At 60.2% G+C, this 22,364-nt stretch carries 22 protein-coding genes, 1 pseudogene and 1 riboswitch; of the genes and pseudogenes, 13 read left to right on the top strand and 10 right to left on the bottom strand.

Annotated elements, in window-relative coordinates; all coding sequences use genetic code 11:
- Positions 1–115 precede the first annotated feature (115 nt).
- The gene (locus AB5Y76_RS14295; protein ID WP_005339249.1) at positions 116–829 is read left to right on the top strand and encodes a 3-deoxy-D-manno-octulosonic acid kinase; all 714 of its coding nucleotides are present in this window, start codon (positions 116–118) and stop codon (positions 827–829) included.
- A 70-nt stretch (positions 830–899) separates the two neighbouring features.
- Entirely contained in the window at positions 900–1,763 is an 864-nt protein-coding gene (locus AB5Y76_RS14290) for a sensor domain-containing diguanylate cyclase (RefSeq protein WP_263718267.1), read from the top strand.
- Between the two features lie 6 nt (positions 1,764–1,769).
- Here the strand turns inward: AB5Y76_RS14290 and AB5Y76_RS14285 are convergent, their stop codons facing one another.
- Positions 1,770–2,624: a carboxylate/amino acid/amine transporter gene (locus AB5Y76_RS14285; RefSeq protein WP_139440370.1), complete on the bottom strand. Its 855-nt coding sequence runs from the start codon at positions 2,622–2,624 to the stop codon at positions 1,770–1,772.
- Positions 2,625–2,666: 42 nt separating this feature from the next.
- Here AB5Y76_RS14285 and AB5Y76_RS14280 point away from each other — a divergent pair, with 42 nt between their 5' ends.
- Positions 2,667–3,125: a DUF6314 family protein gene (locus AB5Y76_RS14280; protein WP_263718296.1), complete on the top strand. Its 459-nt coding sequence runs from the start codon at positions 2,667–2,669 to the stop codon at positions 3,123–3,125.
- A 124-nt stretch (positions 3,126–3,249) separates the two neighbouring features.
- On the opposite strand, the gene AB5Y76_RS14275 is transcribed toward AB5Y76_RS14280, so the two are convergent.
- Together AB5Y76_RS14275 and AB5Y76_RS14270 are read right to left on the bottom strand one after the other, a co-directional pair.
- The gene (locus AB5Y76_RS14275; protein ID WP_005339236.1) at positions 3,250–3,411 is read right to left on the bottom strand and encodes a hypothetical protein; all 162 of its coding nucleotides are present in this window, start codon (positions 3,409–3,411) and stop codon (positions 3,250–3,252) included.
- Positions 3,396–4,295 carry a DMT family transporter gene (locus AB5Y76_RS14270; RefSeq protein WP_005357113.1) on the bottom strand — a complete coding sequence of 300 codons (900 nt, stop codon included), beginning with the start codon at positions 4,293–4,295 and terminating at the stop codon, positions 3,396–3,398. Before AB5Y76_RS14270 ends, AB5Y76_RS14275 begins: the two co-directional genes overlap by 16 nt.
- Before the next feature lie 91 nt (positions 4,296–4,386).
- Between AB5Y76_RS14270 and AB5Y76_RS14265 the strand changes: the two genes are divergently transcribed.
- Positions 4,387–5,346 carry a LysR family transcriptional regulator gene (locus tag AB5Y76_RS14265; protein ID WP_263718266.1) on the top strand — a complete coding sequence of 320 codons (960 nt, stop codon included), beginning with the start codon at positions 4,387–4,389 and terminating at the stop codon, positions 5,344–5,346.
- Here the strand turns inward: AB5Y76_RS14265 and trpS are convergent.
- Positions 5,325–6,338 (bottom strand): tryptophan--tRNA ligase, encoded by a 1,014-nt coding sequence (gene trpS / locus AB5Y76_RS14260; RefSeq protein ID WP_263718265.1) that lies wholly within the window; start codon positions 6,336–6,338, stop codon positions 5,325–5,327. The genes AB5Y76_RS14265 and trpS overlap by 22 nt on opposite strands.
- A gap of 192 nt (positions 6,339–6,530) precedes the next feature.
- Positions 6,531–6,968: a universal stress protein gene (locus tag AB5Y76_RS14255; RefSeq protein WP_005339229.1), complete on the bottom strand. Its 438-nt coding sequence runs from the start codon at positions 6,966–6,968 to the stop codon at positions 6,531–6,533.
- 401 nt (positions 6,969–7,369) lie between these two features.
- Between AB5Y76_RS14255 and fabV the strand changes: the two genes are divergently transcribed.
- From fabV to AB5Y76_RS14225, 6 genes are all read left to right on the top strand, one after another.
- Positions 7,370–8,557 carry an enoyl-ACP reductase FabV gene (fabV, locus tag AB5Y76_RS14250; protein WP_263718264.1) on the top strand — a complete coding sequence of 396 codons (1,188 nt, stop codon included), beginning with the start codon at positions 7,370–7,372 and terminating at the stop codon, positions 8,555–8,557.
- Between the two features lie 92 nt (positions 8,558–8,649).
- Positions 8,650–9,174, top strand: coding sequence for a non-heme ferritin (gene ftnA, locus AB5Y76_RS14245; RefSeq protein ID WP_005339225.1), 525 nt, complete (start codon positions 8,650–8,652; stop codon positions 9,172–9,174).
- Between the two features lie 149 nt (positions 9,175–9,323).
- Positions 9,324–10,508 (top strand): NAD(P)/FAD-dependent oxidoreductase, encoded by a 1,185-nt coding sequence (locus tag AB5Y76_RS14240; protein WP_263718295.1) that lies wholly within the window; start codon positions 9,324–9,326, stop codon positions 10,506–10,508.
- Between the two features lie 81 nt (positions 10,509–10,589).
- Positions 10,590–12,263, top strand: a complete 1,674-nt coding sequence (locus AB5Y76_RS14235) for a sensor histidine kinase (protein WP_263718263.1) — start codon at positions 10,590–10,592, stop codon at positions 12,261–12,263.
- Positions 12,264–12,309: 46 nt separating this feature from the next.
- Positions 12,310–13,041 (top strand): LytTR family DNA-binding domain-containing protein, encoded by a 732-nt coding sequence (locus AB5Y76_RS14230; protein ID WP_263718262.1) that lies wholly within the window; start codon positions 12,310–12,312, stop codon positions 13,039–13,041.
- Between the two features lie 109 nt (positions 13,042–13,150).
- On the top strand, positions 13,151–14,341 hold the full coding sequence (locus AB5Y76_RS14225) for an MFS transporter (protein WP_263718261.1): 1,191 nt from the start codon (positions 13,151–13,153) through the stop codon (positions 14,339–14,341).
- Positions 14,342–14,414: 73 nt separating this feature from the next.
- Here AB5Y76_RS14225 and AB5Y76_RS14220 read toward each other — a convergent pair whose 3' ends face one another.
- The 4 genes from AB5Y76_RS14220 to AB5Y76_RS14205 all read right to left on the bottom strand — a co-directional run bounded on the left by AB5Y76_RS14220 (position 14,415) and on the right by AB5Y76_RS14205 (position 17,342).
- Complete coding sequence (locus AB5Y76_RS14220) at positions 14,415–15,539, bottom strand: 5-(carboxyamino)imidazole ribonucleotide synthase (protein ID WP_263718260.1); 1,125 nt, start codon at positions 15,537–15,539, stop codon at positions 14,415–14,417.
- Positions 15,536–16,045 (bottom strand): 5-(carboxyamino)imidazole ribonucleotide mutase, encoded by a 510-nt coding sequence (purE, locus tag AB5Y76_RS14215; RefSeq protein WP_263718259.1) that lies wholly within the window; start codon positions 16,043–16,045, stop codon positions 15,536–15,538. Before purE ends, AB5Y76_RS14220 begins: the two co-directional genes overlap by 4 nt.
- Before the next feature lie 63 nt (positions 16,046–16,108).
- Complete coding sequence (locus tag AB5Y76_RS14210) at positions 16,109–16,411, bottom strand: transcriptional regulator (protein ID WP_069555083.1); 303 nt, start codon at positions 16,409–16,411, stop codon at positions 16,109–16,111.
- 4 nt (positions 16,412–16,415) lie between these two features.
- Entirely contained in the window at positions 16,416–17,342 is a 927-nt protein-coding gene (locus AB5Y76_RS14205) for a sodium-dependent bicarbonate transport family permease (RefSeq protein ID WP_005342109.1), read from the bottom strand.
- Positions 17,343–17,451: 109 nt separating this feature from the next.
- Between AB5Y76_RS14205 and AB5Y76_RS14200 the strand changes: the two are divergent.
- The 3 genes and pseudogenes from AB5Y76_RS14200 (at position 17,452) to murI (ending at position 21,345) form a co-directional block, all read left to right on the top strand.
- Positions 17,452–18,337 (top strand): annotated as a pseudogene (locus AB5Y76_RS14200) (LysR family transcriptional regulator).
- A 35-nt stretch (positions 18,338–18,372) separates the two neighbouring features.
- Positions 18,373–18,551, top strand: a riboswitch (cobalamin riboswitch).
- Positions 18,552–18,602: 51 nt separating this feature from the next.
- Complete coding sequence (locus AB5Y76_RS14195; RefSeq protein ID WP_263718257.1) at positions 18,603–20,426, top strand: TonB-dependent receptor; 1,824 nt, start codon at positions 18,603–18,605, stop codon at positions 20,424–20,426.
- A gap of 115 nt (positions 20,427–20,541) precedes the next feature.
- Positions 20,542–21,345 (top strand): glutamate racemase, encoded by an 804-nt coding sequence (murI, locus tag AB5Y76_RS14190; RefSeq protein WP_181270072.1) that lies wholly within the window; start codon positions 20,542–20,544, stop codon positions 21,343–21,345.
- 7 nt (positions 21,346–21,352) lie between these two features.
- On the opposite strand, the gene AB5Y76_RS14185 is transcribed toward murI, so the two are convergent.
- Positions 21,353–21,844 carry an RNA-binding protein gene (locus tag AB5Y76_RS14185; protein WP_005339200.1) on the bottom strand — a complete coding sequence of 164 codons (492 nt, stop codon included), beginning with the start codon at positions 21,842–21,844 and terminating at the stop codon, positions 21,353–21,355.
- Positions 21,845–22,364: the final 520 nt, after the last annotated feature.

Here is a 22,364-nt window from a genome sequence, read left to right as displayed (position 1 = left end):
TGACCTGTCTCTGCACGTCGTTGATTAAAGGCCACTATTGCGGGCATGCCAGAGCGGCAGCCTCATCGCCAATTGAAAAATTGCGATCCATGACCCACCGAGCGGGATCTCCACGATGCGAGTACAGACCGAACACAACCAGATCTGCTGGTATGCCGAAGGGGCCTTTCGCGACCCTTCTCCCCAGTTATTCGATCCTGCCTGGTGGCAGAACAACCGTCAGGTGGTGGGGACCTCCATCGGACGGGGAGTGACCTGGTTCGTCAAGGATGAGTCCCGCCATCTGGTGCTGCGCCACTACTATCGCGGCGGCATGGTGGGCAAGGTGGTGCGGGATCGCTTCTGGTTCGAAGGGGTCGAGTCGAGCCGTGCCATGGCCGAATACACCCTGCTGGCCAAGTTGTGCGAGCTGGGGTTGCCGGTGCCGCGTCCGTTTGGTGCCCGCATGGTTAAACAGGGCCCATTCTATCGTGCCGATATCCTGATTGAGCGAATTCGCGGTGCCAAGGATATGGTGGCGCTGCTTAAGCAGGGGCCGGTGGCGACCGAGGTGTGGCACAAGATTGGTCAGACGGTGCGCCAGCTGCACGATGCCGGGGTCTATCACGCCGATCTCAACAGCCACAACCTGCTGCTCGATAAAGAGGGCAAGGTGTGGGTGATCGATTTTGACAAGGGTGCGATCCGCTCCCCCGGCGAATGGCAGAAGGCCAATCTGGAACGCTTGCTCCGTTCATTCAATAAAGAGTCTCAACTGCATACCAGTTTCCACTTCGTACCGGAGAACTGGCAGACCTTGATGAACGGGTATCAGGGAAAAGCACTCTGACCCTGTTGCTCGGCGTGAACGCCAATGTTACTTATTGAGCAGGTATTCAGATCCTGTTTCGAGGCGCCCCATGGAAATGCTCAAGACACCTTTGGTCGATGTGACTGCCCGGCTTGATCCGGGTCTGCTGTCTGATGCCATGGCGCTGCTGGAGGCGGGGATCTGGAGCTGGTCAGCCCAACATGGACTGCAGCGTGATCCCTCCTGCCTGCGCCTGTTGGGATTGGGAGAGTGCTGGCCGGATGATCTCGGCTGGCTGGATCGGGTGCATCCCGACGATGTTGCCCGGCTGGAGGATGCCCTGCTCGCCTGCCAGAGCGGCCGCAGCAGCGGTCTGCGCCTCGAATACCGCATTCTGCATCATCACGGTCACTACATCCGGCTGGAAGAGCGGATGCGTCGTGATGAGCGGGGCTATCTGCTGGGGGTCGTCCGTCACCTCGATCCCGCTGCCGTGCTGGTGGAGGATCGACATGGCACCGATCCGCTGACCGGACTGGAGAGCCGTGGCCGTTTCGAGCAACTGCTGGAGGAGCGGCTGGCGACCGAGAGCGGCACTTTCAGTCTGCTGCAGTTTTCGGTCGATCACATGACCAAAATCCAGCAGTTGTTTGGCGAAGTGGCTTGCGACGCCATGCTGGCCAAGCTGGCGCGTATCGTACGCCACGAGCTGCGGCGTGAAGATCCCTTCGCCCGCTGGGATGAGGACGGTTTTATCCTGATGCTCTCCCAGACCGAGCGGATGAGTGCGCTGGAGATCGCCGAGCGGCTGCGCCTCGAGATTGCCGATGCCAGCCTGCTGTCACAGCGGCCGGTCACCGTCAGCATCGGGTTGGTGCAGAGCCAGACCGGTGAGCAGCTCGATCATCTGCTGGCCCGGCTGGCCAGCTGTCACAGTCAGGCCAGACGGGAGCACAACACCGTCGTCGGCTGAGTGTGGTCAGGGTTGGCCGCGCTTGTCACGCTGGCAGACCCAGAGCGAGGCCAGCATCAGCAGGCCGCCGATGGTCAGCCGGGTCAGGTCGGTATCCTTGCCCCAGAGCAGCAGATTGACCAGCAAGCCGGCCGGAATGAGCGCATTGTTCATGATGGCCAGCACCCCGCTGGTGACCAGCGTCGCCCCCTTGTTCCAGAGGAAGTAGCCGAGGCCGGAGGCACCCACCCCCAGCCAGAGCAGAATGCCCCACTGCAACCCTGACGTCGGATATTGCGGCTTGCCCAGCAGCCACCAGGCGGGCAGTGCGATCACCAGCGCCCCCAGATAGAAGCAGCCGAACACCGCCAGTTGCGGCGGTTGCTCCGCCTCCCTTGCCAGCAGTACCTTGTAGCCCACTTGACCCAGGGCGAAACAGAGGTTGGCCCCCTGCACCACCATAAATCCCAGCACATAGCTTTCGGTCAGGCCGTCGAAGCGGATGACGGCAGCCCCGAGCACCGCCAGCAGGGCACCCCACAGATAAACAGGCTTGAAGCGGCGCTCCAGCAGATCGTGGAGCAGGGTGACGTAGATGGGGGTGAAGATGGTAAAGACCAGCACTTCCGGCACCGTCAGCAGCAGGAAGGAGTGGTAGTAGAAGAGATACATGATGCCGAGCTGGATGGCGCCGAGGGCCATCAGCTTGGCCGCCAGATCGGGGCGCAGCCAGCGGCGGCGCAGGAAGGGGAGAAACACCAGACTGGCGAGGGCGATGCGGGTCAGCACCGAGAAGTAGGCATCCACCTGGCCAGCGAGGTAGACCCCGATAAGGCTGAAGGAGAATGACCAGAGCAGGGTGACCCCTATCAAGTAGTTCATGTGTTTGATTTATCGTCAGTTGTCAATTTTAAGGGGGCTATGATGGCCGAGATGGAAGCGGCAATCCAGCGTTTATGGGCGCGATTGCCACAGGTCGGAGCATTTTCCTTTACCGCCAGCAATGGCGAGGGGTCGGCGACCGACTGGAATGGTCGGGGCGAGGGGGGTGTGCAGGTGACCGATCATCAGGGAGGCTGGCTCTTTAACGAGCGGGGTCGCTACACCACGCCTCATGGCAGGGAACTCGCCATGCACAACCGCTTCTGGTGGCAGCGCAGTGCGCGGGGGATCCGTCTCTCCCATCTGCGTTATCAAGCGCCGGTCGAACTGTTCGAGCTGCTGCCGCAGGGGGATGGCCGCTGGCTGACCGCCGAGCCCCATCTGTGCGGGGCGGATCACTACAGTGCCGAGTTGACCGAGATCGACGGTGGTTTTCTGCTGAGCTGGCAGATCACCGGGCCGCGCAAGAACGAGCGACTCAGCTGTCGCTATCTGGTCTGACGCCGGCTGGCTGGCATAAAAAAACCGGCGCAGAGCGCCGGTAGCGGGGGACAAATCGGAGGTTTTTTAAAACAGTCCCAAAAACAGGAGAGATAGACTCTCGTCACACATTCAGAGATGGACTTCAGGCATTCAGGGCATAGCTCAGCATGGCTTGCAGCTTGCTATCGAAGAACCAGGGCAGCAGTACCATCAGCAGGCCCAGGATCCCGGCCAGCCGCTGGCGATACTGCCAGCCGGCAATCAGTACCAGACCACCGCACAGTGTGGTCAGGATGCCTGACATAGGGAGACCTCGCGCTGCATGCGACGCTGTTGCGCCCACTGGTTCATGGCGACCGAGCCGAGGATCAGGGCCAGAGCAACACCTGTGGTGGGGTGGATCTGCTCGCCGAGGAACAGGGCACCCAGCATCACGCCGAACAGCGGCACCAGATAGTTGCTGAAGGAGGCGAACGTCGGGCCGGCCTTCTGGATCAGCGCCATGTAGAGGAAGTAGACCAGACCGGTGCAGAGGGTACCCAGCACGGTGATCGCGCTCAGGGCCTGGGTGCTCGGCAGGGTCAGGCTGCCGAGATCAACCATGAAGGGGGCGACCAGCAGCAACTGGATTGCCGAGGAGATCAGGATATTGCGGGCGACCACGACCGGATGGTCCTTGGCGAAGCGCTTGATCATCAGCAGGCCGATGGCGAAGCAGCTGGCACCCAGCAGGATGGCCATGGCACCGAGCAGACCGGCGTTCATGCCCTGGGAGAGTTTCGGCCAGAACAGGGTGAGTACACCGGCAAAGCCGATGATCACGGAAAGAAGACCGGTTTTGGTGATTCTTTCACCAGAAATAAACAGCGGTGCAGCCAGAATGGTCACAAACGGGATACAACCCATGACCACGGCGGCGATGGCGCTATCCACATACTGTTGGCCCCAGGCGACCATGATGAAGGGGATGGTGGCATCCAGCAGGGCGATCAGCATATAGGTGCGCCACGGGGTGTGCTCACTCTTGAGCCGCATGAACAGGCAGAGCAGACCCAGGGTCAGGCTGCCGCACAGGGCACGACCGGCAGCCACCAGAATGGGGGGCAACTCGGCAACGGCCTGGTGCATGAAAATGAATTGGGAACCCCACAGCAGGCCAATGGCCAGCAATAACAGATAGCTACGCATTTGAATCTCCGATGTATTAAGCCTGCGCATTCTAGGCAATCTGTTACTATGGTAAAAATGAATTGTTGGCATTTAACTATGGCTAATATCGATGGATAGCTCGCTCGCCCGTCTCGACCTCAACCTGCTCGCTGTATTCGACATGCTGATGCAGGAGCGCAATGTCACTCGTGCCGCCGAACGGCTGCATCTCTCCCAATCCACCGTCAGTCACGCCTTGGGGCGGCTGCGGGTGGCGCTGGATGACCCGCTGTTCGTGATGAGTCGGCGCGAGATGATGCCGACCGAGCGGGCCAAGGCGCTGGCCGGGCCGGTGCGCCAGGCGCTGGCAATGCTGGAGCAGGGATTGCGGCAGGCCAAAGGGTTTGATCCCGCCACTGCACGGCGGATTTTCCGCATCGCCACCCCGGGTTCGGTAGAGCACGGGCTGGTGCCGGTGCTGGTGGAGCGGCTCCATCGGCAGGCCCCTCACTGTCGGCTTGAGGTGTGCGAGCTGGCCGACAGCAACTACGAGCGAGAGCTGGAGAAGGGGGAGCTGGATCTGGTGATCGGGTTTGCAGGGGCGAATCATCTCTCACCCCGCTTGTGGCGGGAGGAGTGGTTCAACAATCCGCTGGTCTGCCTGTCGCCGCTCGGCAGCGAATTGCCCGATGTGCTGACTCCGGTCGAGCTGGTGAGCCGCCCCCACATCCACACCTCCAGCTGGGGTCACAGTCAGGCGATGGTGGAGCTCTGGCTGGCCCGTTTCGGGGTGGAGCGGGAGCTGGGCGTGCGGTTGCCGAGCTTTATGGCGGTGCCGCCGCTGATGGCGACCGGCCGCTATCTGGTGGTGGTGCCCGAGATGATCGGACGCCACTTCTGCCGCTACTACCCGCTGCGGATGCACCAGCTCGACCCCGCCATCCCCATCGTCTACCTGATGGCGGGGCACCCGCTGACCGCCCATGACGAGGCGATCGGCTGGTTCAAGAGCCTGTTGCACCAGCTGGTGTTCGACCTCTACGGCGACGATGCGCTCGGGACCCCCGCTCAGCGGATGCTGGTGAAGTAGTCGAGCCCCATGGAGCTTTTCACCTCCGCCAATACCTCATCTGTGATGATGCGAGCCTGCTCGGTGCCCTGATAGAGCAGCTCCAGCAGCATCTTCTTGTCGGCGATGGCTGCGGCACGGCGCTCCCGCATCGGGGCGAGCAGGGTTTGCAGGCAGTCATTGAGCACCTGTTTGCAGCGCATGTCCCCCAGTCCACCGCGTCGGTAGTGGGCCTTCATCTCGGCGACCAGCGCCTTGTCGGGGTGGAAAGCATCGAGATAGGCGAACACCGTATTTCCCTCCACCTGACCCGGATCGCTCACCTTGAGGTGGTTGGGGTCGGTATACATGGCGAACACTGCCTGTTTGACCTCTTCCGCCGACATGCCGAGTTCTATGGTGTTGCCGAGGGATTTGGACATCTTGGCCTTGCCGTCGATGCCGGGCAGGCGGCCGGTGTCACTCAGGATCGGTTGGCATTCGGTCAGCACCTCTTTGCCTACCAGCGAGTTGAAGCGGCGGACGATCTCGTTGGTCTGCTCCAGCATTGGCAGCTGATCTTCCCCGACCGGCACGTGGCTGGCGCGAAAGGCGGTGATGTCGGCGGCCTGACTCACCGGATAAACCAGAAAACCGGCCGGCAGCGTGCGTTCGAACCCTTTTTGCTGGATCTCTGCCTTGACGGTGGGGTTGCGCTCCAGCCGGGCGACGCTGACCAGATTGAGGTAGTAGCAGGTGAGTTCGGCGAGGGCGGGCAGGGCGCTCTGCAAACAGAAGGTGGTCTTGGCCGGGTCGAGGCCGACCGCCAGATAGTCGGCCATCACCTCCAGTACGTTGTCGGTCACCTTGGCCGGGTTGTGGCCGTTGTCGGTCAGCGCCTGCAAGTCGGCGATCATCACGAATTGACGGTAGTGGTGCTGGGCTTCGACGCGCTGGCGCAGGGAGCCGACATAGTGGCCGATGTGCAGTTTGCCGGTGGGACGATCGCCAGTCAGGATTACAGGGTTGTGCATGTCACTCTCTCCAGTTGGGTGAGCCGGGAGGCGACAAAGGGATAAAAACAGTTGACCGCCTCTCGGCGGTCACGGTGTTTTCTTTGGGAAATCTTGAATAGAAACGCGGTGCCGCCTGTTTAGGAGCAGCACCACCAGTAGTTGTGATTGAATGCGGTCATGTTCATAGCAAATCAAACTACGCCGGTTTCATTACTTCTGCAAGGGGACGACCAGCAGATCGCAGGGCACCGTATTCATCAGCTGACGGGCGCTGGAGGTGAGCAGGCTCCAGAAGCTCTGGCGATGGCCGCACACCAGCAGGTCGATCTCGTACTCCTTGACCGCCTGATTGACCCGCTCGCTCAGATCGCCGCAGATCACCAGCTTCTTCTCGATGGGATAGTCCACCGAGGCCAGAAATGCCTCCAGCTTCTCTTTCGCTTCGGCGATCACCTGATCCTGCACGTTGTCGATGTCGATATCGATCATCTCGGTGTAGAGATCCTTGAGGTCCACATCGACATGGATAACCGACAGCTTGGCGCCGTTGGAGCGGGCTCTGTCCACCGCCTTGTCGATCACCTTGCGGTTATCCTCAGAGAGGTCGATCGCGGCCAGAATATGCTTGTAATAGGTTGTTCCACTCATGGGGGTTCTCCTTACCGATCCTTCAGCCCACTATACCAATCTCTGCTGAAACTAAAATGGTGCCTCAGGCACAGTTTTGGGATTTAAATGAGTTTAATGACGTGTGACACAGGGTCAGCCACTCAGTTATTAACCACTGTTTGCCTATAAATTAAACAAGAGTTTGACACCGGTCACACCCCCCGGCTTGCCGATCAGGGGGGAGAGGCATAGGATGGGCCCGTGCTTCGCAATGAACACAAAACAACAAAAAGCATCTGAATACCGCTTTGGGGAGCCACGTGCTCCCTTTTGTTTTTCTGCCTCAATTCCCGCGGCTTTTCTGACTGATAGCGATCCGGCATCAAGTTAATCTCTTTCGATTTGGTTATGCTGTAGCCAATTTCTTTGGAGCCCTTCCCATGATCATTCATCCCCAGATTCAAGGTTGTGTTGCCCGCAACTGTCATCCCATCGGCTGTCGCGCCGCAGTGCAGCAGCAGATCGAACGTATCAAGGCCGCTGGCCCGTTCAACGGCCCCAAGCGGGTGCTGGTGCTGGGTGCCTCCTCCGGGTTTGGACTGGCGTCGCGCATTGCACTCGCCTTTGGGGCCGGTGCCGACACCATCGGTATCTCCTTCGAGCGCGGCCCTTCCGACAAAGGGCTCGGCAGCGCCGGTTGGTACAACAACATCTGGTTTCGCAAGGAGGCGGAGCAGGAGGGGCGTATCGCCATCAACCTGATTGGCGATGCCTTCTCCGATGGCATGCGCCAGCAGGCCATCGACACCATCCGCCAGCAGCTGGGGCAGGTGGATCTGGTGATCTACTCGCTGGCGAGCGGTATCCGGGTGCTGCCAGATGGCACGCAAGTGCGCTCGGTGCTCAAGACCACCGGCCAGCCATTCAGCGGTTGGGGGCTGGATCTGGAGCGCGATACCCTGGTGCAGCAGTCGCTGGCACCAGCCACACCGGAGGAGATCCGCGATACCGTCACCGTGATGGGGGGCGAGGATTGGCAGCTCTGGATGCAGACGTTGCAGCAGGCGGATTGTCTCGCGCCCGGCGCGCAGACCGTCGCCTACTCCTACATCGGCCCCGAATCCACCTATCCCCTCTATCGCGATGGCACCATCGGTTATGCCAAGGAGCATCTGCACGCTACCGCCGAAACCATCAACCTGCAGCTGGCCGAGATTGGTGGCCATGCCTGGGTGTCGGTCTGCAAGGCGCTGGTGACCAAGGCGAGCGCCTATATTCCTGTGCTGCCGGTTTATCTCGGCTTGTTGATGGGGGTGATGAAGGAGCGTGGTGTGCACGAAGGCTGCATCGAGCAGATGCAGCGACTGTTCGCCGCCAAGATGTATGGGGCCAATGGGGTGGTGGCCGATGGCAACCGGCTGATCCGGATGGATGACCACGAGCTCGACCCGGCCATTCAGGCCGCCGTTTCGGCGCTCTGGCCCAAGGTGACGCCGGACAATTTCCACGGGCTGGGGGACTTTGCCGGGCTGCGGCAGGATTTCATGCAGCTCAATGGCTTCGAGCTGCCGGGCGTCGATTATGCAGCGCCGGTGGATGTCGCCTCCCTTGGCGAGCTGACCCCCTGAGCTGAAAGAAACGGGATCTCCCTCTCGTTGGCGGGTTGATTCGTGACGGGAGTGTGGCGACAATCGATACCAAATCACTGAGGAGAAACAAGATGCTGGCCCAAGCCATGATCGAGAAGTTGAACGAGCAGATTAACCTGGAGTTCTACTCCTCCAATCTCTATCTGCAGATGAGCGCCTGGTGCGAAGACAAGGGCTTTGAAGGGGCGGCGACCTTCCTGCGTCAGCACGCGGTCGAGGAGCGCCAGCACATGGAGCGTCTGTTCACCTATGTGAGCGAGACCGGTGCCATGCCCAAGCTGGGTGCCATCGATGCTCCTCCCCACGAGTTCAAGTCGCTGGGCGACGTGTTCCGTACCACTCTGGAGCACGAGTACCACATCACCAAGTGCATCAATGGTTTGGCCCACGTAGCCTTCACCACCCAGGACTACTCTACCTTCAATTTCCTGCAGTGGTATGTGGCCGAGCAGCATGAAGAGGAGAAGCTGTTCAAGAGCATCGTCGACCGTCTGGGTCTGGTGGGTGAAGATGGCAAAGGCCTCTACTTCATCGACAAGGAGCTGGCCGAACTGGCCAAGGGCGCCCCTGCCAGCATCATGGACAGCAACGCCTGATAGTCGTGGACACTTAGTGTTCAGCCAGTACAATAACGGCCCTTTTAAGGGCCGTTATTTATTCTGGTGCGCAGTCACCGTTGTGATGTCAGCCAGAGGCAATCACGGTTCTGGCCAGGTGCCGTTTCTATTTTGATAAGTGAGTGATGATGAAGCAGGTCGATGTGGTGGTGATCGGGGCCGGTGCGGCCGGATTGATGTGTGCGGCGCAGGCGGGCTACCGTGGCCGCTCCGTGCTGGTGCTCGACAACGCCAAGAAGCCGGGCCGCAAGATCCTCATCAGTGGCGGTGGTCGCTGCAACTTCACCAACCATCAGGCTGGCGCTCACGCCTACCTGTCGGAGAATCCCCACTTCAGCAAGTCGGCGCTGGCCCGCTACACCCAGCAGGATTTCATCGATCTGGTGGATCGCCACGGGGTCAACTATCACGAGCGCACTCTGGGGCAGCTGTTCTGTCTCGAGAGTGCCAAGGATATCGTCGATGTGCTGCTCACCGAGTGTGACTGGGCCGGGGTGACCCTGCAGTTCCAGACCGAGATCCTCACCGTCAGCAAGCAGGACGAAGGCTTTGTGTTGACGACCAGCAAGGGTGAGATCGGCTGCCACTCGCTGGTGGTGGCGACCGGCGGTCTCTCCATGCCCAAGCTGGGCACAACCCCTTATGGCTTCAAGCTGGCGGAGCAGTTCGGCCTCAACGTGCTGCCGACCCGCGCCGGTCTGGTGCCCTTTACCCTCCATCAGGCGGAGAAAGAGGCGTTTGCCGATCTGGCGGGCATCAGCCTGCCGGTGGCGGTGACCGCCGAGGATGGCACTCGCTTCAAGGAGGCGATGCTGTTCACCCATCGCGGCCTCTCCGGCCCAGTTATCCTGCAGATCTCCTCCTACTGGCATGCCGGCGAGAAGATCCACATCAACCTGCTGCCGGAGCTGGATATTCCGGCCGCCCTGCGCGAGTGGGCGCAGGCGCACCCCGCGCAGGAGCTGAAAACCGTGCTTGGGCGCGAGCTGCCCAAGCGTTTCGTCGACAAGCTGGTGGAACTGGGTCAGCTGGTCAGCAAGCCGATGCGCCAGTACAACGAGCGTGAACTGGAAGCGGTGGCCAACCTGCTGGGTGACTGGCAGATCCTGCCCAACGGCACCGAGGGGTATCGCACCGCCGAAGTGACCCTGGGCGGCGTCGATACCAACGAGCTCTCCTCCAAGACCATGGAAGCGCGCAAGGTACCGGGCCTCTACTTCATCGGCGAAGTGGTGGATGTGACCGGCTGGCTCGGTGGCTACAACTTCCAGTGGGCCTGGTCCTCCGGCTGGGTGGCCGGTCAGTACTGTTGATGTCACAGGGGCTGGTTTATCCGGCCCCGATTTATTGGTCAGGGTTATGGTGATCGGTCGGGTTGCCGCAAGGGGGCGCAGATGCTTGAGAATCAGATGATGTTGTTGGCGGTGTTCGAACGGGCGGCGCTGATGCTGATGACCCTCTTCTTCCTGACCCGCACCCGGCCGTTCCAGCGGCTGTTTCAGAAGCGGGATCACACCCCGGCCGAGCTGGTGCTGGTGGCCTCCATCTTCGGCCTGTTTGCGGTATTCAGTACCTACACCGGCATTCCGGTGGAGGGGGCGCTGATCAACGTGCGGATCATCGCCATCATCTCCGGCGGCATTCTGTTTGGCCCCTGGGTCGGCATTCCGGCCGGGGTTATCTCCGGCCTGCATCGCTATCTCATCGATATGGATGGCCACACCTCCATCCCTTGCCTTATCGCCAGTATTATCGCCGGTCTGCTCGCCACCTGGCTGCACCTGCGCTGCCGCAAGTCGCGGCTCTGGCTCTACGGCATTCTGGCGGGGATGCTCTGCGAAGGGCTGACCATGCTGCTGATCTGGCTGCTGACCGAGCCCCACGAAGTCGGGGTGGAGATCGTTAACCACATCGCCTATCCGATGATCGCCGGGGCGCTCTGCATCGGCCTCATCATCAAGCTGGTGCAGGATCTGGATGACGAGAAGGAGCTGATTGCCGCCAAGCAGGCCAAGCTGGCGCTCGATATCGCCAACAAGACGCTGCCCTTCTTCCAGAACATCGATCGCCACTCCCTCAGTCAGGTGTGCGATGTGATCCGGCGCGACATCAGCGCCGATGCGGTGGCCATCACAGATACCCATGACGTGCTGGCCTATGTCGGGGTGGGCAAGGACTATTACGAGCTGGACGAGCACCACGCCATCAGCGGCATGACCCAGCAGGCGGTGCTGCTCGACCAGATCATCATCAACAACGATCTGCGCCAGTATCACCTCTCCGATTTCCACTCGGTCATCATTATTCCGCTGCGGGAAAACGGCTCGGTGAGCGGCACCCTCAAGATCTACTACCGCCGCACCCACAGCATCACCAGCTCCCTGCGGGAGATGGCGGTGGGCCTCTCCCAGCTCATCTCCACCCAGATGGAGGTGTCGCGCATCGAGCAGCTCAAGGAGATGACTCGCAAGGCGGAGTTCACCGCGCTGCAGAGCAAGATCAACCCGCACTTCCTGTTCAATGCCCTTAACGCCATCTCGTCGCTGATCCGCATCCGGCCCCAGCAGGCGCGCCAGCTCATTGCCAATCTGGCGGACTACCTGCGCTACAACCTCAACAAGGGGGATGAACTGATCGACATTCAGGAGGAGCTGCAGCAGGTGCGCGACTACGTGGCCATCGAGCAGGCCCGCTTTGGCGACAAGCTGGAGGTGGTATTCGAGGTGGACGATGTGCACATTCAGGTACCGAGCCTGCTGTTGCAGCCGCTGGTGGAAAACGCCATCCTGCACGGCATCCAGCCCCGTAGCGCGCCGGGTCGGGTCACCATCGAGGTGAAGCAGCTGGCGGGCGGCATCCGGGTCTCGGTACGAGACACAGGTTACGGCATCAGTCAGGCGGTGATCGACGGGGTAGCCGCCGGGCGGGTGGAGAGCCGCAGCATCGGCCTGATGAACGTGCATCATCGGGTCAAGCTGCTCTATGGCGACGGCCTGCACCTCAAGCGGCTGGAGCCGGGTACCGAAGTGAGTTTCTATCTGCCGGATCAGGAGTCGATGCCATGCTGAGTGCCATCATGGTTGAGGATAAGTGTGTGCCGCGAGAGGTGTTGTCATGCTGAAAGCCATTATTGTCGAAGATGAGTATCTGGCCCGCGAGGAGTTGATCTATCTGGTGAATCAGCACAGCCAGATCGAGGTAGTGGCGAGCTTCGAGGATGGGCTGGAGGCGTTCAAATACCTGCAGGATCACGAGGTGGATGTGGTGTTTCTGGATATCCAGATCCCCTCCATCGATGGCCTGCTGCTGGCCAAGAACCTGCACAAGTCGAGTCACCCGCCCCACATTGTCTTCGTCACCGCCTACAAGGAGTTTGCGGTGGAGGCGTTCGAGCTGGAGGCGTTCGATTACATCCTCAAACCCTACAACGAGCCGCGCCTCATCAGCCTGCTACAAAAGCTGGAGCAGGCGGGCAAGTCGCAGGCGGGGCAGGGGAGCGAGCCGGGGGCTGCGCAGAATCGCACCGTCAATCTGGTGAAGGGGGAGCGCATTATCGTCACCCCCTGCGAGCAGATCTACTACGCGGAAGCCGACGAGAAGCTCACCTATGTCTACACCCGTGATGACCGCTACGTGATGACCATGACCATCAGCGAGTTTGTCAGCCGGCTGCCTGCCGAGGGGTTCTTCCGTTGCCACCGCTCCTACTGCGTCAACATCAACAAGATCCGCGAAATCGTCCCCTGGTTTAACAGCACCTATCTCATCCGGCTCCATGATCTGCCGTTCGAGGTGCCGGTCAGTCGCAGCAACATCAAGGCGTTCCGTCAGCTGATGCGGCTCTGATTGTCATTCATTCCCGCCGATCTGCATTTCATGCCTTAATCGATCGGCGCGAGCTGCGTCTTGCCTATAGTGGCCTCAATTTCCTTAAGGCCATCGACCGAGACGCATCATGACCAAAGAGATGAACCGCACCCGGTACCTGACACTGATCGGTACCATCATCACCCAGTTTGCACTGGGTTCTGTCTATACCTGGAGCCTGTTCAATGCCCAGCTCTCCGACAAGCTGGACGAGCCGGTGAGTCAGGTCGCTTTCGCCTTCGGCCTGCTCAGCCTCTCGCTGGCGGTCGCCTCCTCCATGGCGGGCAAGCTGCAGGAGCGATTCGGGGTGCGCAACGTGACCCTGGGCGCTGGCGTGCTGCTCGGCATCGGCTTCTTCCTCACCGCTCACGCCAGCAATCTGGCGATGCTCTACCTCTGCGCCGGCATTCTGGTCGGTTTTGCCGACGGTACCGGCTACCTGATGACCCTCTCCAACTGCGTGAAATGGTTCCCGGAGCGCAAGGGGCTCATCTCCGCCTGCTCCATCGGTGCCTATGGCCTCGGCAGTCTCGGTTTCAAATACATCAACCTGCTGCTGCTCTCCAGCTCCGGCCTTGAGACCACCTTCCAGCTGTGGGGGCTGATCGCTATGTCCATGGTGCTGGTGGGCGGCATGCTGATGAAGGATGCGCCCAAGCAGGCCACTTCCGTGCAGCAGAGCGAGAGCCGTGACTTCACTCTGGCCGAGGCGATGCGCAAGCCGCAGTACTGGATGCTGGCGCTGATGTTCCTCACCGCCTGCATGAGCGGCCTCTACGTTATCGGCGTGGCCAAGGATATCGGCGAGAAGATGGTGGGTCTGCCTGCCGTGGTCGCCGCCAATGCCGTCGCCATCATCGCCATGGCCAACCTGGGTGGCCGTCTGGTGCTGGGTATCCTCTCCGACAAGATGTCCCGCATCCGGGTCATCACCATCGCTCAGCTGATTACCCTGGCGGGCATGGCGCTGCTGCTGTTCGTGCCGCTCAATGCCAATCTGTTCTTCGTGGCGGTGGCCTGTGTGGCCTTCAGCTTCGGTGGCACCATCACCGTCTACCCCTCGCTGGTGAGCGACTTCTTCGGTCTCAACAACCTGACCAAGAACTACGGCGTCATCTATCTGGGCTTTGGTCTGGGCAGCATCATCGGCTCCATCGTGGCCTCCCTGTTTGGCGGCTTTATGGCGACCTTCCACCTGATTCTGGTGTTGCTGGTGGTGGCGCTGGTGCTCTCCCTCACCATCCGCCTGCCGGCACCGGTAGCGGTGGAGCGGGCCTGATAAGCCTCCCTGCCACAGCAAGCAAAAACAGAGACCCGGGCCCTGCCCGGGTCTTTGCATTTCCGATGGTTGATCAGCGCGGCGTTAGCCCCAGCAGCTGGCGGGCCTGACGGCAGCTCTCTTCCACCGTTGACCAGTCGTCACCGGTTACCGTGATATGGCCCATCTTGCGGCCGGGGCGGGGTTCGCCCTTGCCGTAGAGGTGCAGATGCAGGTCGGGCAGGGCCAGCAGAGCGGCCCAGTCTGGCGTGCCGTTTTGCCAGAGATCCCCCAGCAGGTTGATTAACAGGGCTGGGCGCACGGCGATCTGCTCCGGCAGCGGCAGATCGCACAGGGCGCGCACCTGCAACTCGAACTGGCTGCATGCGGCGTTGTCGAGGCTGGGGTGACCCGAGTTGTGGGGACGGGGTGCCAGCTCGTTGACCAGCTGTCGCCCCTCCACCAGAAAGAACTCCACCGTCAGCACCCCGACGTAATCGAGGGCTGCGATCAGCTGCTCGGCGATCCCTTTGGCTTCGCGCTCCAGCGCCGGTACCTTGGCCGGGGAGCGAGTCTGATCGAGAATGCCGCCGCTGTGCCAGTTCTGCACCAGCGGCAGGGCGCTGATGGCGCCGCTCGGGCTGCGGGCCAGGGTCAGGGCAAACTCCCCCTCCAGTGCCAGCCGGTTCTCCAGCACGCAGGGCACGCCACTGCCTGCCAGCGCGCTCGCCAGCTCATCCAGATCGCTCACCTGCCACTGTCCCTTGCCGTCGTACCCCTCGCGGGCCGTCTTGAGAATGGCGGGTAAGAGTTCGCTGGCCTGTGCGGGGATAGGTTCTTCCGGCAGTAGCGCCAGATAGGGGGCGACCGGGATGTCAGCTCCGCGCAGAAAGGCTTTCTCTTCACGGCGATCCTGACAGATGCGCACCGCGCTGGCGCCCGGGCGTACCGGCTTTTGTTTTTCGAGCAGCGCGAGGGTGGCGGCGGGCACATTTTCGAATTCGCAGGTAATGGCATCGCAGCGGCGGGCCAGTTCGGCCAGAGCCTCGGTGTCGTCATACGCGGCCACTATCTGATGGTCCGCTGCGGCACCGGCGATGCTGGCCGGGTCGGGATCCAGCACCACCACCTTGTAGCCGAGGCGGTGGGCGGCCATCACGAAGTAGCGGCCAAGCTGGCCGCCCCCCAGCATGCCGAGGGTGGCGGGTGGCAGGATCATGTCGGCTCCTCCAGCGTTAGTGCCAGCACCCGGTCACGCTCGCGGGTGCGGAAGTCGTCGAGCTGCTGCCGGTAGCGGGGGGCGTTGCCGTCTTGTGCAACGGAGAGCAGAGAGACCGCAAACAGGGCGGCGTTGGCGGCCCCCGCCTCGCCGATGGCGAAGGTGGCGACGGGTACTCCCTTGGGCATCTGCACGATGGAGAGCAGGGAGTCCATCCCCTTGAGATGGCGCGAGGGGATGGGCACTCCCAGCACCGGCAATGTGGTCTTGGCGGCGACCATGCCCGGCAGGTGGGCGGCGCCACCGGCTCCGGCGATGATGGCACGCAGGCCGCGCGCGCGGGCAGTGGCGGCATACTCGAACAGCAGATCCGGGGTGCGATGGGCCGAGACCACCTGCGCCTCGTAGGGCACGCTGTGCTCCTTGAGGATGCGGGCGGCAGCCTGCAGCACGGGCCAGTCGGAGTCGGAGCCCATTACCAGGCCGATCATGGGAGGAGTGTTCATTTTCTCTGAATCCTTGTTGTTAAACGTTTGCTTTTGGTAAACAAAAAGAGCCGGCAAGCCGGCTCAGAATTTCTCGGGTCGCACGATTTCGACCGGTTGCAGAAAGGCGATCATGGCGTAATCGGGGTAGTAACGACTCTGCAGATGGGCCAGCAGCCGCTCCGCCTGCTCCCGGTTGCAGATCGCCTCCAGCCGGATATTGCCGCTCTCGCTCCAGCTGGCGTTGCGCTCGCCATGATCCCCCCGGCCACGGGCATCCGTGATGGTGTAGCCGCGCAGTCCCTCGCGGGTGAGGGTGCGCAGCAGGGTCGGCTCCAGATTGGCTTCCGTGATGATGGTCAGCAGGGTGCGGGTCTCGGTCTGCATGTGGCTACTCCGTGAAGTGGCGGGCCCAGCTGTGGTAGAGCGGGATCCCCAGCATGATGTTGAACGGGAAGGTGACTCCCAGCACGGCGCTGAGAGAGAGCCCCGGGTTGGCCTGAGGCACGGCGATGCGCATGGTGGCCGGCACGGCAATATAGGAGGCGCTGGCCGCCAGGGTAGCCAGCAGGGTCAGGCCGCCGAGAGATAGCCCCATCAGCTGGCCAGCTGCCAGCCCCAGTCCCGCCGAGGCGAGCGGCATCAACAGGGCGAAGCCGAGCAGGAACAGGCCGTGGCGGCGCAGATCCTGACACTGACGGGCGACGATGAGGCCCATCTCCAGCAGGAACAGGGCCAGCGCTCCCTTGAACAGGTCGACAAACAGCGGTTTGAGTGGGGCAATCCCGTCCGGCCCGGCCAGATAGCCGATGGCCATGCCGCCCAGCAGCAGGGTCACCCCTTTGCCGAGGAAGGTCTCGTGGGCCAGCATGCGCCAGCGGGTCTCGCGACTGATGCCGCGGGCCAGCACTATACCCACCAGAATGGCGGGGATCTCCATCACCGCGAGGAAGATGGAGAGCTGGGATTCAAAGCTGATGCCCCGCTCGGTGAGCCAGTTCACCCCGACCGCAAAGGTGGCGACGCTGACCGAACCATAGTGGGCGGCGGTGGCGGCGGCATCGACCCGGTTCATCTTGAGGCGCAGCACGGCAAAGCCGAGCAGGGTCTGCACCACGCCGAGCAGGATCACCAGCGCCAGTTGTGGCAGCAGAGGTTGCAGGGATTGCTGGGCCAGACCGACGCCGCCCTTGAGGCCGATGGCCAGAAGCAGAAAGAGGGAGAGGGTGTCGTAGAGGGCAGGCGGCAGTTTGAGCTCGGAGCGCACCAGACCGGCCAGCAGACCAAACAGAAAGAAGAGTACAACAACGTCCAGCATGATGGTTCGCAGGGCAGTTCAGATAATGGTTGCATGCTAGAGCCCGCAATGTTTCGATAAAATCAGATTCTCGCTGATGGTTGTTCGGTAAAAACTGATAGGGAACGGCATGCTCAACTACAAACAGCTCTACTACTTCTGGCATGTGGCACGCAGCGGCAGCGTGACGCAGGCCGCCGAACAGCTGCATCTCACGCCGCAGACCATCAGCGGTCAGGTCGCCGAGCTGGAGCAGTCCCTCGGAGTGGCGCTGTTCAACCGGGTGGGGCGGCGTCTGGTGCTGACCGCTGCCGGACGGCAGGCGCAGGAGCAGGCTGGGGCGATTTTCTCGCTCGGCGCCGAGCTGGAGCACACCCTGCGCCACGCCAGTCAGGAGCTGACCATGCAGGTGGGGATCGCCGATTCGGTACCCCGCACCTTGGCGTTCGAGTTGTTGGCTCCCGCCATGGCGCTGGCGACCCCGCTGCGGCTGGTGTGTCACGAGGAGCGGGCCGAGCAGCTGTTCAGCGAGCTGGCCCGTCACAAGCTGGATATGACTCCCTCCCGACAGTGGCGTGCGTGGCTATAACCACGAGCTGGGGCGCAGCCCGCTGGCGCTGTTTGCCAGCCCCGAGCTGGCGGCGCGGGCGCGGGATGGCTTTCCCGCCTCGCTGGAGGGGTTGCCGTTGCTGATCCCCGGAGAGAAGTCTGCCACTCACGATCTGCTGCTAGCCTGGTATCGCCAGCAGGGCATTCATCCCCATCTGGTGGGGCAGTTTGATGACTCCACTCTGATGAAGTCGTTCGGCAAGGCGGGGATGGGGATCTTCCCAGCGCCGCTGGCGATGGCTGACGAAATTGGTCGCCTCTACGGGGTGGAGCGGATTGCGACCCTCACCGACGTCACTCTCTCTTACTATCTGGTCTCGGCAGGGCGCCATCTCTCCCATCCCGGGGTGCAGGCGGTAATGGAGGGGGCCCAGCAGCGGCTGGCAGCGCTGGCTGGCAATAAATAGAAATCTGGATGGCTATACATCCAGCTTGGCTCTGCCTATAATCCTCCCGCTTTGGCGCATCATGCTTAATAGGGAATCCGGTGAAAATCCGGAGCTGGCGCGCAGCGGTAAGGGGGAACGAAGCGACATCAGGGCACTGCCGTCAGGCGGGAAGCCGTCGCCGTAGGCCATTAGCCCCCGAGCCCGAAGACCTGCCAGAGTTCGTATTTCGGGCCGAGAGAAACCGGCCACGAAGTAGATACTTACGCGAACTTAAGGATCTCTCATGTCGAAGAAATTTCTGGCGGCTGCCCTGTTGCCGACGGCGGCGTTTGCCCAGCAGCTGACCATTCCCGTCAATCCAACTCTGGTTATCACAGCCAATCGCGTGGAACAACCGGTCAGCTCGGTGCTGGCGCCCGTTGTGGTGATCGATCGTGCTGAGATCGAATCTCGCCAGATAGACAATTTGCCCGATCTGTTAAAAACCCTGCCTGGTGTTCAAGTGGCAACGCTGGGCGGGAGAGGTCATCAAAGCAACCTTTACATCAGGGGGGCCAAAACCAAGCACTCCCTGCTGCTGGTAAATGGCCGTCCCGTTCCCACTCTGGTAACCGGTAGTAATGACCTTAGCCAGATTCCGCTAGGCAATATCGAGCGTGTTGAATATATACGCGGGCCTCGTGCCGCCATCTATGGCTCTGACGCCATCAGTGGTGTCATCAACCTCATCACAAAAACGTCTGCAAAAAATGGCAACGAGACTCACGTTAAAGGTGGTGTTGGATCACATGGTTATGGGCTTGGGGAGCTGAGAACCGTGCAGGCACTTGGCCAGCAGACAGATATGAATATGATGATCGGCTATGAGCGTACCGATGGTTACGACGTTCGGGCACAAGATGGCTGGACGTCGCTGCAGCCAGATCGTGATGGCTTTGCCGGTTTGAACGGTCAGGTTGGCCTGAACCACAGCTTTAGTGATGCCTGGAGCGCTGATTTTAACGCTCAGGGTTTTAATAACATCACCGAGAGTGACGGTGACTATAGCGATATGAATCGGAATCAGGCTGCTCAGCTTGATGGCGGAGTGCTGTTCAAAAGCGATCATATCTCTAGTCGCCTGGAAGCTAGCTATGGCGAAAACAAGCTAAAAACCTGGCTTGATAACAAGGGCGAAGCTAGCGGTGCGCCAATTCACACTGGCTTGACTCGTCTCTCTTGGGTCAATAACTGGAACCTAATTAAAGAGGCAAATATCACGGGTGGTGCTGACTGGCAGCGTGAACAGCTGAAGTCTGATTCCCGTTCGGGTGGTCAATCATTTACTGCGCCTGACCGTGACAATACAGGGCTCTTTATTGTAGGTAGTTATGGCTGGAATCCCTTCCTGTTTGAGCTTTCCGGCAGGACCGATGACAATGAACAATACGGTCGCCACAACACTTGGTCTGCAGCTAGTGGTTTGGATATCTATGAGTCTCACCATCTACGACTGAGCTATGGAACGGCGTTCAAAGCACCGACCTTTATGGATCTTTACTCGCCATACTCCCCCAAAAGCGACTATCTCAAGCCAGAAGAGAGCAAGAATATTGAGCTGGGCTTATCTGGCCGCTATAGCGCTTGGGATTGGTCAACGAATCTTTATCGCAACGACATTAATGAAATGATCGACTACGGTCCTGGCTATCGCCCTTACAACATCGGAGAGGTGCGACTGGAAGGTGTTGAGTTGGCGATTGGATTGGACACCGGGCCGTTCCACCACAAGGTGAGTTACGATTACACCCGCGCTCAGGATAGAAGCAAGCAAGATCGCCAGTTGGACCGGGTGGCCAAGCATAAAGGCAGCTTGACTACTGAAGTCAGTCTTGGCTCCGTTTTGTGGTCTGGCGAGATCCTTTATACCGGGGAACGGACCGATCTGGGCGCAACTAAACAGTTACCTTCTTATACAGTGTTCAATCTGGCAGCGACCTATCCGGCGACCAACGCCCTGACCCTCGGGGGGCGAATCGACAACCTTTTTGATCGTAACTATGAGGGGGCGTATGGCTACGCTGCGCCAGGAACCGAAGCCAAGGTAACTGCAGACTATCGCTTTTAAGGTTGAAGCGCTCTGTCGTTCTCAGCAGAAAACCCGGGCCCTGCCATTGGCAGGGCCTTTTCTATTGGCGGCAGGCGGGAGTATGATCGCCGCCTTGCACCAAAGGGGAGCTCAAGTGGCCAATATTCTCGTGTTTGATTCCGGTATGGGTGGCCTGACCATCTACCGCGAGATCCGCCGCGTTCTGCCGGCACACAACTATTTCTACTGCTTCGACAACGCCAACTTCCCCTATGGTGAATTGAGCGAGCCCGCCCTGATTGCTGCCTGCACCCGCTTGGTGACCACCATGGTAGCCCGTCATCATATCGATCTGGTGGTGATTGCCTGCAACACGGCCAGCACCATAGCGCTGCCGGCCTTGCGTGAGGCACTGGATATTCCCGTGGTGGGGGTGGTGCCAGCCATCAAGCCCGCCGCTGCACAGACTCGCAACGGTTGTATCGGTCTGCTTGCTACGCCGGGCACCGTCAGCCGCGACTATACCCATGAACTGATCGCCCAGTTTGCTCCCGGCAAGCAGGTGCTGCTCAAGGGCACCACCGAGCTGGTCATAGAAGCCGAACACAAGCTGGCGGGCCTGCCGGTCAATATGGCGCTACTGCGCGAGGTATTGGCCGATTGGCTGGAGGGGGAAGAAAAGCCGGATACGCTGGTGCTTGGTTGCACTCACTTCCCGCTACTCAATGAAGAGATTGGGCAACTGATGCCGCAATGCCAGCTTGTTGACTCGGGCAGTGCCGTTGCCAAACGGGTGGCCTGGTTGCTGAGTAATGGCGGGCATGCCACCGTGCAGCCTGTACATATAGAAGAGGTAATTGCCAGGGCTTACTGTACCCGGCTGGATGGGGAGGCTCAAAAACTGACAGCCCCCTTGCAAGCATGGGGGCTGTCATCACTGGAAGAGGTGAAGTACTGACGAGCGGTTAGGCGTCAGTTTCGCTACCTTCTCTTTCCTCTTTATCACGTTTGTCATTCGCTTCACGCACCTTGAGGGTGCGCTGCTGGTACTCTTTATCATTCAACGCGGCAATCGCCTTGGCGGCATCGGCGGCGGGCATCTCCACGAAACCGAAACCTCTGCGCTTGCCGGTTGCCTTGTCTTTCATCAACCGTACGGAAATGACCTGGCCCTGTTCGGCAAACAATTCGCGCACTGCAATCTCGTTGGCGCGATAGGGCAGGTTGCCTACATATAAGGTGCAAGTCTCCTGATTGGCGATCGACTCGGCAACATTAGCCGGGGTTCGCTTCAGGAACAGCGGTACCACGAAACCGCCGATGGCCAGACCTGCTGCAAAAATCACTTCCGCTTTCAAAGAGAACTGCAGGGCCTGGGCAACCAGGTAGCCAACCACTGCCAATACCAGAGCAAGGATTGCGGCCTGCATATATACGGGAAACTTGGATAAATTCATCTTAAAAGACCTTTTGTAAATGAAAGCAAAAAAGGTGCAACACTATATTCACCTCCATGGTAACCAGCTTTCCTGATTGGCGCTACCATGGACCACTCGGGAGAGGTTATCGGCTCCAGTATGGCATTCCCAAGGTCACTGAAGGCGACATAAATGACGCTAAAATGGGAGTGAAATAACCGGATTGTGGATAACATTGTATATATACACTGAATAAGCTGTTTCTAATTGAATAATTTGAAATTTTCGTGATTTTCTTCAAAAAAGTCTTGTCATCGCAGCGCCGCTCCCTATAATGCGCCCCTACCAGCACGGCGGAACACGCCGAACTGATGAGCCAGCTTCCTAGCGAAGTGGGCGCCGAAAGAAAAGCGAAAACAATCGCTTGACTTTCGAAGTGAGAGGCGTAATATGCGCCTCCTCAACGCGACAAGCGTGACGCTCTTTAACAATTTGAATCAAGCAATCTGTGTGGGCACTCACAGCATCGAACATCAAAAACAATTTTTGATTTTCAATG

Source organism: Aeromonas sp. R1-2 (assembly GCF_040908505.1).
In the GTDB taxonomy this organism is placed as follows: domain Bacteria; phylum Pseudomonadota; class Gammaproteobacteria; order Enterobacterales; family Aeromonadaceae; genus Aeromonas; species Aeromonas veronii.
This window is presented reverse-complemented; position numbering and strand designations above follow the sequence as displayed.

Coding starts and splice junctions, on each gene's coding strand:
- AB5Y76_RS14185 (WP_005339200.1), bottom strand. CDS start 21,844: ATGAATTTATCCAAGTTTCCCGTATATATGCAGGCCGCAATCCTTGCT.
- fabV (WP_263718264.1), top strand. CDS start 7,370: ATGATCATTCATCCCCAGATTCAAGGTTGTGTTGCCCGCAACTGTCAT.
- AB5Y76_RS14270 (WP_005357113.1), bottom strand. CDS start 4,295: ATGCGTAGCTATCTGTTATTGCTGGCCATTGGCCTGCTGTGGGGTTCC.
- AB5Y76_RS14210 (WP_069555083.1), bottom strand. CDS start 16,411: ATGCAGACCGAGACCCGCACCCTGCTGACCATCATCACGGAAGCCAAT.
- trpS (WP_263718265.1), bottom strand. CDS start 6,338: ATGCACAACCCTGTAATCCTGACTGGCGATCGTCCCACCGGCAAACTG.
- AB5Y76_RS14240 (WP_263718295.1), top strand. CDS start 9,324: ATGAAGCAGGTCGATGTGGTGGTGATCGGGGCCGGTGCGGCCGGATTG.
- AB5Y76_RS14195 (WP_263718257.1), top strand. CDS start 18,603: ATGTCGAAGAAATTTCTGGCGGCTGCCCTGTTGCCGACGGCGGCGTTT.
- AB5Y76_RS14290 (WP_263718267.1), top strand. CDS start 900: ATGGAAATGCTCAAGACACCTTTGGTCGATGTGACTGCCCGGCTTGAT.
- AB5Y76_RS14235 (WP_263718263.1), top strand. CDS start 10,590: ATGCTTGAGAATCAGATGATGTTGTTGGCGGTGTTCGAACGGGCGGCG.
- AB5Y76_RS14280 (WP_263718296.1), top strand. CDS start 2,667: ATGGCCGAGATGGAAGCGGCAATCCAGCGTTTATGGGCGCGATTGCCA.
- ftnA (WP_005339225.1), top strand. CDS start 8,650: ATGCTGGCCCAAGCCATGATCGAGAAGTTGAACGAGCAGATTAACCTG.
- AB5Y76_RS14285 (WP_139440370.1), bottom strand. CDS start 2,624: ATGAACTACTTGATAGGGGTCACCCTGCTCTGGTCATTCTCCTTCAGC.
- AB5Y76_RS14230 (WP_263718262.1), top strand. CDS start 12,310: ATGCTGAAAGCCATTATTGTCGAAGATGAGTATCTGGCCCGCGAGGAG.
- AB5Y76_RS14295 (WP_005339249.1), top strand. CDS start 116: ATGCGAGTACAGACCGAACACAACCAGATCTGCTGGTATGCCGAAGGG.
- purE (WP_263718259.1), bottom strand. CDS start 16,045: ATGAACACTCCTCCCATGATCGGCCTGGTAATGGGCTCCGACTCCGAC.
- AB5Y76_RS14205 (WP_005342109.1), bottom strand. CDS start 17,342: ATGCTGGACGTTGTTGTACTCTTCTTTCTGTTTGGTCTGCTGGCCGGT.
- AB5Y76_RS14265 (WP_263718266.1), top strand. CDS start 4,387: ATGGATAGCTCGCTCGCCCGTCTCGACCTCAACCTGCTCGCTGTATTC.
- AB5Y76_RS14255 (WP_005339229.1), bottom strand. CDS start 6,968: ATGAGTGGAACAACCTATTACAAGCATATTCTGGCCGCGATCGACCTC.
- AB5Y76_RS14225 (WP_263718261.1), top strand. CDS start 13,151: ATGACCAAAGAGATGAACCGCACCCGGTACCTGACACTGATCGGTACC.
- AB5Y76_RS14220 (WP_263718260.1), bottom strand. CDS start 15,539: ATGATCCTGCCACCCGCCACCCTCGGCATGCTGGGGGGCGGCCAGCTT.
- AB5Y76_RS14275 (WP_005339236.1), bottom strand. CDS start 3,411: ATGTCAGGCATCCTGACCACACTGTGCGGTGGTCTGGTACTGATTGCC.